This window comes from Paenarthrobacter sp. AMU7 (assembly GCF_041200195.1).
Classification (GTDB): Bacteria; Actinomycetota; Actinomycetes; order Actinomycetales; family Micrococcaceae; genus Arthrobacter.
Window position 1 is genome coordinate 615,310 of the sequence record NZ_CP165735.1, and the last position, 12,619, is coordinate 627,928.

The window sequence follows — 12,619 nt, forward strand, 5'->3', positions numbered from 1 at the left end:
CAGCGGCTGGAGTCCTGTCGGTATAGCCAGCTCTACCTTTAAGTGGGTGGCCCACACCATCGTGATCGGGTTCGCCGCTCCGTAGCGTCGAAGACATGAAAAGCAACGCAACTGCACCAGCAGTTTTACCGGCGGAAACGGCCCTGGGAACCGTCGGGTTTTCGAACAACAGGGACCCGCGTGGCCCAGCGGATAAGTCGGCGCGGGATGTGAGCGTGGATGTCATCCGAAGCTTCTGCCTTCTGGTGGTAGTTGCACTTCACGCCCTGATGGTTGGAGTGAGCATAGGTCCCCAAGGGCCCGTTTTCGAGAATGCCTTGGACGGAAATCCTTGGTTCGCCTCTTTGTCCTGGGCGGTCCAGGTCATGCCGCTGTTTTTCATTGCGGGCGGGTTCAGTTCAATCTCGCAATGGCGTCGCATGCAGCTTCGGGGTGGCACTGCCGGCGACTATATCCGGCTTCGGGTGGTCCGGCTCCTCGTCCCCGCAGTGGTGCTGGTGGCATCGGCAGGAGTGGGCCTGGTGGTTCTGACGTTGGCAGGGGTACCTTCAGGGATTGTTGAAACGGCCGGGTACCGGATTAGCCAGCCTTTGTGGTTCCTGGCCGTCTACCTCGGATGTTCAGCGCTTGTTCCCCTGCTGGCATTCGCCCACGGGAAGGCGCGTCTCAGTACGCTGTTGGGGTTGGGGTTGGCTATCGCCGCGGTAGATGCGGGGCGTTTGAGCCTGGAACTTCCTGCCCTCGGGTACGCCAACCTTGCCTTTGTGTGGCTCTTCATCCAGCAACTGGGCTTCTGGCTTGCCGATGGGTCGGTGGGCCGGCTATCCGCTGCGGTGCGGAAGTGGACCTCGGGGCTGGCGCTGATGCTGATGATGTACCTCTTCGCCTCTGGTTGGTACTCAGGGGACATGTTCAGCAACCTGAACCCACCAACAGGGGCCCTTGCCCTACTGGCAGTCGCACAACTCATGCTCTTGTCCCTGGCTCAGAGGCGCATCAGGGTGTGGGCCGAAAAGTCCAGCGCCATGTCCTTCGTGGCGCTGGTGGGGTCCAAGGCGATGACCATCTATCTCTGGCACATGCCGGTGATGGTGTCGATTGCGGGTCTGCTGCTGGTGATACAGATGCACCTGCCTACTCCCGGCAGTGCGGAGTGGTGGCTGAGCCGGCCCTTATGGCTTGTGGCTGTTGCGTGTGCGCTCTTGCCGGTTGTGATGTGGCTGGGGCGTCTTGAACGGGTGAACGCCTCGAGCCGAGCTTCTTTCACCCATCCGAGGACCGTGCTGAGTGCCGTGAGCGGCGTGGGGGGAGTGGTGGTTCTCCTCGTTGACGGCATCACTCCCAGCACGGCCATCATCAGCGTGGTTCTTTTCCTCTGCGCGCTTTGGGGCCACCTGGATCTGCGGAGACCACAGATGACCCGCCCCGGCGGGACAAACACGGAACAGGGCGGACGCGGTGTGGCGGGCTGGTTTAAAAAACTTTTTCAATCCGCACCCATCCACCCCGTCCCACCCTCCGAATAGCTGGTGAGACACAAACCGCCGGTGAAGCAAAAGCAGCATCAGCAGCCAGTGTCCCACCACCCAATGGACCCAACGCCCTGGTTCCAAAAACAAGGAGAATGACATGTTGTCCACAAAGCGCCCCGCCCTCGCCTTCGTTGGCCTCACTGCAGCCGCCCTTCTCGGTCTCACTGCCTGTGGTGGTTCCAGCACCTCCACTTCGCCTTCCTCGGCATCTGCCGCTCCGGAGACGTCCTCAGCCATGCCGTCTGCTTCGCCGTCGGCCTCCGCCATGAGCAGCGCCGCCATGGATCCGGCCGCTAACCTTGTGGGCCCCGGCTGCGCCGGTTACGCCGCACAGGTTCCGGACGGTGCCGGTTCGGTAACGGGCATGGCCAAGGACCCGGTAGCCGTAGCAGCATCGAACAACCCGCTGCTCAAGACCCTGACCGCCGCGGTCTCGGGCAAGCTCAACCCTAAGGTTGACCTGGTTTCCACCCTGAACGGCAGCGAATTCACGGTGTTCGCACCGGTTGACGATGCCTTCGCCAAGATCGACCCCGCAACAATCGAGACGCTCAAGACGGACGATGCCCTGCTGAGCAAAATTCTCACCTACCACGTAGTCCCCGGTCAGCTGACCCCGGACCAGATCGTCGGCACCCACAAGACTGTCCAGGGTGGCGAAGTAACGGTTGCCGGCACCAAGGATGCCCTCACGGTTGACGGAGCGTCCAACGTGATCTGCGGTGGCGTCCAGACCGCCAACGCCACGGTTTACCTGATCGACTCGGTGCTGATGCCCAAATAGGCCTTAGCTGCCAACCAGCAGTCAACAAAAAAGCAGGCGCCGGAATCCGGCGCCTGCTTTGCTGTGGTGCGGGGTGTCTCCGATCAGCGGCCGAAGTCACTGTCGACGTAGGAGCCGGCCCTGGTGTGTTCCGATCCGCAGGGGCAACTGTCCACCTCAATCCGGACGGTCATGGGTTGGGAAGCGTCCAGGGTGAGGGTGACGTCATCGCTGGTTTGCTTGCTGAAACGAATCGTTCCTTTTTCAGATGTCTTGGGCATGGATCAGCCTCTCTGATGTGTGAAGGGGATTGACCAAAGCTGGATTACTTGGTGTTGGAGTCCTGGGGTGGCTTGCCAACCAGGGGGATGGTTCCCGTGGGTGTTCCTCCCGAGCAGTCGGACTCCGTGCATTTTTCAGCGCAGTCGTGCCTTGTGACGAGATCAAACTGAACACCGCCGTGTTGCTCTACGCCCGTCCTGATGGCTCGTTCCACCACTGAGGTGGCCAGGCGCTTGTGCAATTGCAGGGGATCGCGGCGAAGGTCCTTGACCAGGGCGAAACAGAGCAGCAGCATGACGATCACAAATGGCAGGGCAGCCACAATGGTCACTCTCTGCAGGCCGGACAACGCCTCCGATGGTTTATCGCCGCCGGCAAGCAGCATGACCGCTGCCACTGCGCCGGTGAGGCTTCCCCAGAAGATCACCACTCCTCGACGCGGGTGCTCAGCACCATTGGAGCTGAGGGATCCCATCACGATGGACGCTGCGTCGGCACCAGTGACGAAGAAGATCGCCACCAGGACCATGGCCAGGACAATGACGGCTGCGGTCAGCCAGCCGGGCATGCCCAGGTTCTTGACGAGGTCAAAGAGGGCGCCATCGAAATTGATGGAAGGCGCGCCGTCCACCATGGTCACAAGCCCGGGGGTGCCGGCCTTGTCCGCTTCCTGCTGCACGTGGAAGGCGGCGCCGCCGAAGATGCCGAACCAGATGACACTCACGACGCTCGGCACCAGCAGGACACCGGTGACGAACTGGCGGATGGTGCGGCCACGGCTGATGCGGGCGATGAACATTCCCACGAAGGGCGTCCAGGAGATCCACCATGCCCAGTAGAAGATGGTCCAACTGGTCATCCAGCTACGCAGGGAGTCGTCTCCCACGGCTTCGGTACGCGAGGACATTTCAGCCAAGTCCCGGGCGTAGTCACCCACGGCTGAGGGGATCAGGTTGAGGATGAACAAGGTGGGGCCTGCTACGAACACGATCAGGGCCAGAACAACGGCCAGGACCATGTTGATGTTGGACAGCCACTGGATGCCGCGGCTGATGCCTGAAACAGCTGATGCCACGAAGCAGAACGTCAGGATCGCAACAATGACCACCAGCACCGGGGTACCGATTTCACCCAGCCAGCCGTTGGACGTCATGCCGCTGCCGATCTGGAGGGCTCCGAGGCCCAGCGAGGCAGCAGTTCCGAAGAGCGTGGCGAAGATGGCCAGGATGTTGATGAACTTGCCCAGCGGACCTTCCACCATTCGGATGCCGAACAGTGAGGTGAAGGCAGCGGAGACCAGCTGCTTGCGGCCCAATCGGTAGGTGCCGTACGCCATGGCGATGCCTACTACTGCATACATGGCCCACGGGTGCAGGGTCCAGTGGAAGATCGAGGTAGCCATGGCGGTCTGAATGGCCGCGGGTGTGCGACCGTCCACGGTCCCGGGTGGCGGTGAGATGTAGTGGTACAGCGGTTCGGCAACACCGTAGAACATAAGGCCGATGCCCATACCGGCGGCAAACATCATGGCCACCCAGGAGATGGTTCGGAACTCGGGCTTTTCGCCGTCCTTGCCCAGGGGGATGTTGCCGAACTTGCCGAGGGCAAGCCACAGGACGAAAACGACGAACAGTGAGGCGAGGACCATGAAGAGCCACCCGGTGTACTCCATGACCCAGTTCAGGGCGCCCTTGGAGGTATCGGAGAGGCTGTCCCGTCCAACAAAGCCCCAGACCACGAAGGCGACGGCGATGGCGCCCGTGATCCCGAAGGTGACTTTGTCGAGGGTAAGTTTGCGGTTCCGGCGGGCCGATACGGCCTGCTCGGTCTTGGCGTGGCGCAGCTCTTCCATGATCTGTTCGTGTTCTACAGAATCGGAGAGGGGGTCTGCGCCTCCGTCCTCAGCGTTGAGGGCTGCCAAGTTGGTGTCGTCGGGGGAGACCCTGATGACTGCTTCAGGGTTCTCCGCGTGGGCTGGGTTGGTTGGGCTGGCTGCGCCCGGGGTACCTGCAACGTGATCGTCGGCAGGTAGTTCCTCGGGCGTCAGCGGTTTTGTGTCACTGTTTGTAGCCATGAGCGGGTCCTTTGCTCGGCGTGTCATGAGCCTGCATTTCTACGAGGCCTTGGTGAATGGGTCGGTGGGAAGGTTGGGTCTTCCTCCGATCCGATGGTCATGGCGGGCCGTGGCGCCTCCCCGGGTGCGCGGTCACGGATCGGGCAGGCGATAGGGATGATGCACCTCTTCTGGTTCGTGGGACGGTGGCGGTTGACTGCTCCAAGCCGTGTTCCGCAGGAATCAACAACATCCGCGCTATGCAACAGAGTGCGCTCCGTCACATCCAAAGTCAAGGGATCCACGCTCTTTAACAGCAGATTGATATATCAATTGGCTAGAAGTAAAGCGTTGCGTATCATGGGGTGCGTTGCGAATAGCGCGTCCGCAGTGTGTGGCTAGCGTTAGCGCTGCCTGTATCCCATCCGGGTGCTGATAGTCAGTCCTGCTTCCCGAAGGCCCTCAATAAGCCCTGGCTGGTCCTCCGGCGAAAAACGGAATGCTGGTCCGGAAATACTGACGGCGGCAATAACGCTTCCCGCATGGTTGAAGATGGGCACTGCGATGGCGGTAAGGCCAATTTCAAACTCTTCGTGGACTGTGGCGTACCCGTTGCGGGCCACGTCCAGCAGTTGCTTTTCGAGCTCCCCGCGGTTCGTTACAGTCCGCGGCGTACGCGCGGGCAGGCCCACGGCCTTGAGGATCTGGTTGCGTTCGTCGGCGGTCAGTGCGGCAAGAAGAACCTTGCCACTGGACGTGGCGTGCAACGGCGTCAGGCTGCCCACCCAGTCGTAGGTGGCCAGGGTTGAGGGTCCCATTGCCTGATCCACGTTGACGGCATAGTTCGATCGCAGGACGGCCAGGTTGACGGTCTCCTTGTACTCGGCCGCCAGTGCTTCCAGGACTTCCCGTGCTTCATGCACCACGCTCAGCCTGCCGGGAATGGAAGATGCCAGGCGGAGGATCCCAAAGCCCAGCTGATACTTGCCGCGTTCACTGTTCTGCCGGACGATGTCCCGGTTCACCAAGGAGCCCACCAGCCTGGACACGGTGGATTTGTGGATGCCCATTTCTTCCGCGATTTCACTGACTCCGGCATCGCCTTCACGGGCCAGGATTTCCAGGATCTGGAGCGCACGGTCCACAGATTGGACGCCGCCGCCTTGGGCGTCTGCGTCCTTGTCGATCTCCGGGTTGCTGCGTGCGGCCATGATGCCTCGTGTCGTTGTCCAGGCAGGCCGGACCTGGGCTGGTAGCACTGTCCGGCCTGCACGCTCGTCTTTCCTCATCCTAGACGGAGTTTTGCACGGACCCTTTCACTTCTTGGGACCCGCGTCATCTACGCATTGGGAGCCGTCCACGGCAGCGGCAGGACGGAAACAGGCGCGCCGGCTGCCACCCCTTCGGGGGGAACAGCCATGTAGCCGTCGGCCCAGGCAAGCCCACGCATCATCCCCGGACCCGTGCGGGAAGTGGGGAATGCGAGGTCGTGGATAAAAGTGCACGGCATCAGCCGCGTCCGCCCTGGGCAGGGATCGATGTCCGCCCCGGACGTCACCCGGCGGGCTGCCCGAAGGCTCCGGTTTCCCAGTGCGGCCAGCAGGGGTTCGCCGAGGGTCATGAGCGCCATCATGGCGGCCAGAGGATTCCCAGGGAGGCCGATGACAAATCGGCCATCGGGAAGTTCAGCCAACACGGCAGGGTGACCGGGTCTCATGGCAATGCCGTCCAGGAGGAGCCTGCCGCCGAGCGCAGCAAGGGCATCGCGGAAATGGTCCGTCCCGGATTTGCCTGTCCCGCCGGTGGTGATGGTTACGTCCGGCGGTAAGCCCTCAGGAGCATTTCCCAACGCTGCCAGCCATTCCTCATACGAATCGCCAATCCTGAGCTGGCCGGCGGGCTCCGCGCCCAACTGCAGGATGACGGCATCCAGTTGCGGTCCGAACGCGTCGCGGACCTGTCCCGGTTCCGGCTCGCCCGAGGTCACGACTTCCGAACCGGTCAGTACGACGGCGACCCTCGGCTTGCGCTGCACCTGGAGGTCATCGTGGCCCGCGACGGCGGCCAGGGCGATGTGCGCAGGGTTGAGGAGTGTGCCGGCGGGAATCAGGACGTCGCCGCGTAAGGCTTCTTCTCCGGCTGGACGGATGTGCCGGCCGGGACGTGCCTCTTCCGGTGGCGCGTCAGGAGTCAGTGTGAGGCGTTGGATGCCGGATCCGTCCCCGGAGACGTGGCCGCTTTCCTTGCGCAGGACTGCTGTGGCGCCGGTGGGTACGAGCCCGCCGGTGGCAATGACGCTGGCTTCTCCGGCGTCGAGTTGCCGCCCTGGCAAGGTAAGGGTCCATGGACCGCTGCCGTTGATGGCCCAGCCGTCCATGGCTGACGATGCGTAGTGGGGCAGATTCCGTTGTGCGGTGACTGCGCTGGTCAGGGTTCGTCCGATAGCTTCACGGAGAGTGGCGCTCAAGGCAGGGAGCGGGCCGCCGCAGTGGTAGGCCACATGGCGGGCTTCGGCCCAGGTGGGTGCGTGCCGCCGGGAAAGGGAAGTGCCGGCGGCGACGTCTTGAGTCAGCATGATCTTCGCTTCCTGAGGTGGTGCTGTTGTTTTAACGCAGATACCGGGGACTGCCCGGCCTTCCCGTACTGATGCCGCGCAGTCCCCGGTGCCCGTGGTGCGTCCTGAGCCCGTGGTGTATCAGGCCTTCACGTAACCGTTGGGGTTCAGGACGAACTTTGTTGCCGCTCCGGCGTCGAATTCAGCGTAGCCGCGGGGAGCGTCCTCGAGCGGGATCGCCTGGGCGTTGACTGCCTTGGCGATCTGGACCTTGTCATGCAGGATGGCCATCATCAACTGACGGTTGTACTTCATGACCGGGCATTGTCCAGTGGTGAAGGACAAGGACTTGGCCCAGCCGGTACCAAGGGACAGCGAGAGGGAGCCGTGCTTCGCGGCTTCGTCGATTCCGCCCGGGTCGCCGGTGACATAGAGCCCGGGGATGCCCAGGGATCCGCCGGCGGCCGTGATGTCCATGAGGGAGTTCAGCACGGTGGCGGGGGCCTCGTGGGAGGCGTCCTTGCCGTGACCGCGGGCTTCGAAGCCCACAGCATCCACGCCACAGTCCACCTCGGGAACACCGAGGATCTGCGCGATCTGTTCCTTGGGGTCGCCATTGGACACATTGACGGTTTCACAGCCGAAGGAGCGCGCCTGCGCCAGTCGGTCTTCGTTCATGTCGCCCACTATCACGACGGCGGCGCCCAGCAGTTGGGCGCCGACGGCGGCAGCAAGGCCCACGGGCCCGGCACCTGCGACATACACCGTGGAACCCACGCCGACGCCGGCGGTGACGGCGCCATGGAAACCCGTGGGGAAGATGTCGGAGAGCATGGTCAAGTCCATGATCTTCTCAAGCGCCTGATCGCGGTCCGGGAAGCGCAGCAGGTTCCAGTCAGCGTAGGGAACCAGCACAAACTCTGCCTGGCCGCCCACCCAGCCTCCCATGTCCACGTAGCCGTAGGCGCTGCCGGGGCGGTCGGGGTTGACGTTGAGGCAGATCCCGGTCTTCTGCTCCTTGCAGTTCCGGCAGCGGCCGCAGGAGATATTGAACGGCACCGAGACGATGTCACCCACCTTGATGAACTCGACGTCTGGTCCCACCTCCACCACTTCGCCGGTGATTTCGTGGCCGAGCACCAGGTCCTGTGGAGCTGTGGTGCGGCCACGGACCATGTGCTGGTCCGAACCGCAGATGTTGGTGGTCACGGTGCGGAGGATCGCGCCGTGTGGCACTTTCCGCCCCACGTTTGCGGGGTTGACGCCCGGCCCGTCTTTAAGCTCAAACGTTGGGTAGTCAGTGTCGATGATCTCCACGACACCGGGTTCCTTGTAGGCGACTGCTCTGTTTCCTGACATGGTCACTCCCTGTTCTTTGGCTAGTGCTGGAATATGCTGCCCAATGGTCCGAAAGTGGTGCTTCGGTGAAGAAATACCTCCCCAGGTTTCAGGCCACCGAAGCACCATTCACGGACAACCGGACAGCTGATATTCAGATGAACGTCTATAGATATATCAGTCATCCTATGTGACACAGCTCATGCTGTACAGCGTTGTCTAGGCTTTCTCCAGCCTGATGATCACGGACTTCGATGTGGGTGTCCCACTGGTATCCGCTACGGAATCGAGGGGCACCAGGACGTTGGTTTCCGGGTAGTAGGCGGCGGCGCACCCCTTGGGCGTCGAATAGGCCACGAGACGGAAGTTCTCGGCCCGGCGGTCCGTTCCTTGGAATTCGGAGATCAAGTGGACCATGTCCCCGTCGGCAAATCCCAGTTCGGTGATGTCCTCCGCGTTGATCAACACCACCCGACGGCCACCGTGGATGCCGCGGTAGCGGTCGTCCTTGCCGTAAATGGTGGTGTTGTACTGGTCGTGGGAGCGCAGGGTTTGAAGGACCAACTGGCCGGGAGGGATCTTAATGAACTCCAGTTCGTTGCCTGTGAAGTGCGCCTTCCCGGACGCGGTGTCGAACTTCCTGGCATCGCGTGGCGGGTGGGGGAGCACAAAGCCGCCAGGATGCTGGATCCGCGCCTCGAAGTCCTCAAAACCGTCAAACACGGCTTCGATGTGTTTCCGGATCAGGGTGTAGTCGTCCCGCATGGCCAGCCATGAGGCCTGCGGTGTGTTGGGCAGGCGTTGGTGGCCGTCTGTGAACAGCCTGTCCGCAAGGTTGCAGACGATCGCCACTTCGGAGTGGAGGTGGTCACTGGCGGGCTTGAGGCGTCCCCGTGATGCGTGAACGGCGCTCATGGAATCTTCCACGGTGACCCGTTGGTCGCCTGTGCGCTGGGTATCTTTCTCGGTGCGTCCCAGAGTGGGCAGGATCAATGCCCGGCGTCCGGTGGACAAGTGGGAGTGGTTCAGTTTCGTGGAGATCTGGACACTCAACCGGGTGTTGGCCAAGGCCAGCTCGGTAACCTCCGAGTCGGGGGCGGCCCGGACGAAGTTGCCGCCCATTCCCATGAAGAAACGGACTTTCCCGTCGCGCATTGCCCGGATGGCTGCCACGGTGTCAAAGCCGTGCTCCCGCGGAGAGCGGAACCCGAATTCCTGGTCCAGCCGGTCGTGGAACGTCTCCGGCATTTTTTCGAAGATGCCCATGGTTCGGTCACCTTGGACGTTGGAGTGGCCGCGCACCGGGCAGACGCCTGCGCCGGGCTTGCCGATGTTGCCCTGGAGCAGCAGGACGTTGACCACATCGCGGAGGGTAGGAACGGAATGCTTGTGCTGGGTCAGTCCCATGGCCCAGCACACGATGGTGGCGTTGGATGCGAGCATCCGCTCTCCGGTTGCCTGGATCTGCTCCAGAGTCAGGCCCGATGCCTCCACAATGTCATCCCACTCCACCTTTTCCAGGAAACGCAGGTAGTCGTTGAGGCCCACCGTGTGGTTCTCAATGAAGTTGTGGTCCAGCACCGTTTGCAGTCCCGGGGTGTTCCGTCCGGCGGCTTCGGCTTCCACCAGATATTTGCCAAGACCTTGGAAAAGGGCCTGGTCCCCGCCGGCGCGGATCTGCAGGAAGTCATCCGTCAGCTGGGTCCCTTGAATCATGCCGGCCACATGTTGCGGGTTCTCGAAGTGCAGGAGCCCGGCCTCGGGAAGGGGGTTGACGGACACGATGACCGCGCCGTTCTTCTTTGCCTTTTCCAGGGCACTGAGCATACGCGGGTGGTTGGTGCCGGGGTTCTGGCCTGCAACAAAAATCAGTGACGCCGTTTCCAGGTCCGTCAGGCTGACAGAGCCCTTGCCAATGCCGATGGTTTCCACCAGCGCTGAGCCGGAGGACTCGTGGCACATGTTGGAACAGTCCGGGAGATTGTTCGTACCAATGCCGCGAACCAGCAACTGGTACACGAATGCTGCTTCATTGGACGTGCGGCCGGAGGTGTAAAACACCGCCTGATCGGGGTGGTCCATCCCCCGAAGCTCCTCGGCCATGAGGTCATACGCTGCATCCCAGCCGATGGGTGTGTAATGCGTTGCGCCTTCATCGAGGAACATCGGATGGGTAATCCGGCCTTGCTGGCCCAACCAGAAATCATCGCGGGTCTTGAGCTCGGCAACGGAATGCTGAGCGAAGAACTCCGGCGTGACGCGGCGGCGGGTGGCTTCCTCGGCTACGGCCTTGGCACCGTTCTCGCAGAATTCTGCGGCATTGCGCTTCTCATGCTCAGGCCAGGCGCAACCCATGCAGTCGAACCCGTCCAACTGGTTCACTGCCAGCAGGGTCTGGACGCTGCGGAGCGGCCCCATCTGTTCCAGCGAAATTTTTAAGGCATTGGCAACAGCCGGGATGCCCACGGCCTTGGTCTTGGGTTTGCTGACGGTCAGCTTCGACTCATCAATGTTCTCGCGTGGAGCTTTGGAATGCATGGGAAACCCTTCAGATCCGGGAACTGGAAGCAGTCAGCAGCGCGGTGGGGGACTGCTGCCGGGCGGCTTCCGCTGTGTGAAGCAGCAACAGTGCTGTGGTCACCGACCCCACACCGCCCGGAACCGGACTCAGGCCGGCGGCGACTCCGGTGACACTGGCTTCGTCGACGTCTCCCACCAGCGAACCGTCGGGCAGGACGTTTGTTCCGACGTCGATCACTACCGTCTCCGGTGAGACATCACTGCCCTTCAGCAGCCCGGTGCGCCCGGCGGCAACAACCACGACGTCGGCGGGCCGGGTATGGCGTTCCAGCGGTCCCGACTTGGAATGGCAGATGGTGACGGTCGCGTCCCGCTCCAACAGGAGCAGGGACAGCGGCTTGCCCACCACGGCGGAACGTCCGACGACGGTGACGTTCCGGCCCGCAACCGGGATCTCGAAGTGGTCCAGCAGTTCCACCACCGCCCGCGCGGTAGCCGGCGCGAATGCCGGTTGGCCAACAGCCAGGCGGCCGAGGCTGAGGGGATTGGCGCCGTCGATGTCCTTCTCCGGGGAGATGAGCCCCACCAACCGGTCTGCCCGAACGGCGGCAGGCAGGGGAGTTTGGAGGATGATGCCGTGGACGGTCGGCTCCGCGCTGAGGTCGGCCAGGACACTGGCCAATGCTTGTTCGCTGGCGTCGTGGCCAAGATCAACAATCCTGCATCCAATTCCTGCGCGTTCTGCTGAACGCTCGATCGAACGGACGTACCAGAGCGTTGACTCGTCCTCCGTAGCCACCACAACAGCGAGGGTGGGCCGCATTCCATCGGAGCCCAGGCTGCGGGCCTCGTCCTGGGCTTGCTGCCGGATCAGGGAAGCGAGTCCCTTGCCGGAAAGAACTGCAGTGGTCATGAGAGGATCCTTTCGCGGACACGCTTGACCAGGGAGTCGGCGGCCAGGACAACTTTGTCCTCAAGGCCATCCGTCTGGTCCGCTAAACGTGTGCGGGCTGCGGTGTCTTTGATGGCCACCACGTTGATGTCGATGTTGACCCGGGCAGTGGTGGCGGCAGCGCGGGCTGCATCTGCTGCCGCTGCGACGTCGCTGATGACGTTGGGGTTGGCCACGTCGAAAAGTTCGGTGGCGAGGTCCACCACCTCACCGGAAACCTTGATGAGCTGGGCCGGTGTGTGGGCGGCCTGGACCAGGGCGTCCCGGATGGCGTCGGCCTTTGTTGCCTTGAGCTGCTCGGTGTCGGAGGGCAGCTTGTAGGAATCGATGACGGACTGGAACGCGTGTTCGTCGGCGTCCGCCAGACGCAATGCCTCAATGATCAAGTGGTCGGCTGCGCTGGTGATCCTGGCGACGAGTGCCGCGTGCTGCTCATATTTTGGTCCTGTGGTGTATCTGGCCACCATGGCCACCAAGGCAGCACCCTGTGCTGCATGCAGGGCCGCAGCTGCGCCGCCACCGGGGGTCGGCTGACGTGAGGCGAGCCGGGAAAGGTAGTCATTGATGGTTTCTGAGCTGATCATGTGCCGTCCTGGCTGAACTGGGGAAAGGCTGAACTGGGGGA

10 protein-coding genes are annotated in these 12,619 nt (G+C 62.5%); 2 read left to right on the forward strand and 8 right to left on the reverse strand.

Translation table 11 applies throughout. The annotated features are described in order from the left end of the window. The first annotated feature begins 95 nt into the window (after positions 1 to 95). Positions 96 to 1,526: an acyltransferase gene (locus ABQM86_RS03050; RefSeq protein ID WP_369745897.1), complete on the forward strand. Its 1,431-nt coding sequence runs from the start codon at positions 96 to 98 to the stop codon at positions 1,524 to 1,526. Between the two features lie 103 nt (positions 1,527 to 1,629). Beyond that, complete coding sequence (locus ABQM86_RS03055) at positions 1,630 to 2,316, forward strand: fasciclin domain-containing protein (RefSeq protein ID WP_207596042.1); 687 nt, start codon at positions 1,630 to 1,632, stop codon at positions 2,314 to 2,316. A gap of 83 nt (positions 2,317 to 2,399) precedes the next feature. Here ABQM86_RS03055 and ABQM86_RS03060 read toward each other — a convergent pair whose 3' ends face one another. The 8 genes from ABQM86_RS03060 to ABQM86_RS03095 form a co-directional block, all read right to left on the reverse strand. Then, positions 2,400 to 2,576: a hypothetical protein gene (locus ABQM86_RS03060; RefSeq protein ID WP_207596043.1), complete on the reverse strand. Its 177-nt coding sequence runs from the start codon at positions 2,574 to 2,576 to the stop codon at positions 2,400 to 2,402. A 44-nt stretch (positions 2,577 to 2,620) separates the two neighbouring features. Then, entirely contained in the window at positions 2,621 to 4,651 is a 2,031-nt protein-coding gene (locus ABQM86_RS03065; protein ID WP_242703500.1) for a BCCT family transporter, read from the reverse strand. A gap of 383 nt (positions 4,652 to 5,034) precedes the next feature. Then, positions 5,035 to 5,841, reverse strand: coding sequence for an IclR family transcriptional regulator (locus ABQM86_RS03070; RefSeq protein WP_207596045.1), 807 nt, complete (start codon positions 5,839 to 5,841; stop codon positions 5,035 to 5,037). 128 nt (positions 5,842 to 5,969) lie between these two features. Beyond that, on the reverse strand, positions 5,970 to 7,205 hold the full coding sequence (locus ABQM86_RS03075) for a molybdopterin molybdotransferase MoeA (protein WP_369745898.1): 1,236 nt from the start codon (positions 7,203 to 7,205) through the stop codon (positions 5,970 to 5,972). Between the two features lie 120 nt (positions 7,206 to 7,325). Then, positions 7,326 to 8,543, reverse strand: a complete 1,218-nt coding sequence (gene fdhA / locus ABQM86_RS03080; RefSeq protein ID WP_207596047.1) for a formaldehyde dehydrogenase, glutathione-independent — start codon at positions 8,541 to 8,543, stop codon at positions 7,326 to 7,328. A gap of 198 nt (positions 8,544 to 8,741) precedes the next feature. Further along, positions 8,742 to 11,060 (reverse strand): FdhF/YdeP family oxidoreductase, encoded by a 2,319-nt coding sequence (locus ABQM86_RS03085; protein ID WP_369745899.1) that lies wholly within the window; start codon positions 11,058 to 11,060, stop codon positions 8,742 to 8,744. Between the two features lie 10 nt (positions 11,061 to 11,070). After that, a complete protein-coding gene (locus ABQM86_RS03090) occupies positions 11,071 to 11,955 on the reverse strand; it encodes a bifunctional 5,10-methylenetetrahydrofolate dehydrogenase/5,10-methenyltetrahydrofolate cyclohydrolase (protein WP_369745900.1) in 885 nt (294 codons plus the stop codon). Then, a complete protein-coding gene (locus tag ABQM86_RS03095) occupies positions 11,952 to 12,578 on the reverse strand; it encodes a cyclodeaminase/cyclohydrolase family protein (RefSeq protein ID WP_337340796.1) in 627 nt (208 codons plus the stop codon). Before ABQM86_RS03095 ends, ABQM86_RS03090 begins: the two co-directional genes overlap by 4 nt. Positions 12,579 to 12,619 lie beyond the last annotated feature (41 nt).

Coding starts and splice junctions, on each gene's coding strand:
- ABQM86_RS03050 (WP_369745897.1), top strand. CDS start 96: ATGAAAAGCAACGCAACTGCACCAGCAGTTTTACCGGCGGAAACGGCC.
- ABQM86_RS03055 (WP_207596042.1), top strand. CDS start 1,630: ATGTTGTCCACAAAGCGCCCCGCCCTCGCCTTCGTTGGCCTCACTGCA.
- ABQM86_RS03060 (WP_207596043.1), bottom strand. CDS start 2,576: ATGCCCAAGACATCTGAAAAAGGAACGATTCGTTTCAGCAAGCAAACC.
- ABQM86_RS03065 (WP_242703500.1), bottom strand. CDS start 4,651: ATGGCTACAAACAGTGACACAAAACCGCTGACGCCCGAGGAACTACCT.
- ABQM86_RS03070 (WP_207596045.1), bottom strand. CDS start 5,841: ATGGCCGCACGCAGCAACCCGGAGATCGACAAGGACGCAGACGCCCAA.
- ABQM86_RS03075 (WP_369745898.1), bottom strand. CDS start 7,205: ATGCTGACTCAAGACGTCGCCGCCGGCACTTCCCTTTCCCGGCGGCAC.
- fdhA (WP_207596047.1), bottom strand. CDS start 8,543: ATGTCAGGAAACAGAGCAGTCGCCTACAAGGAACCCGGTGTCGTGGAG.
- ABQM86_RS03085 (WP_369745899.1), bottom strand. CDS start 11,060: ATGCATTCCAAAGCTCCACGCGAGAACATTGATGAGTCGAAGCTGACC.
- ABQM86_RS03090 (WP_369745900.1), bottom strand. CDS start 11,955: ATGACCACTGCAGTTCTTTCCGGCAAGGGACTCGCTTCCCTGATCCGG.
- ABQM86_RS03095 (WP_337340796.1), bottom strand. CDS start 12,578: ATGATCAGCTCAGAAACCATCAATGACTACCTTTCCCGGCTCGCCTCA.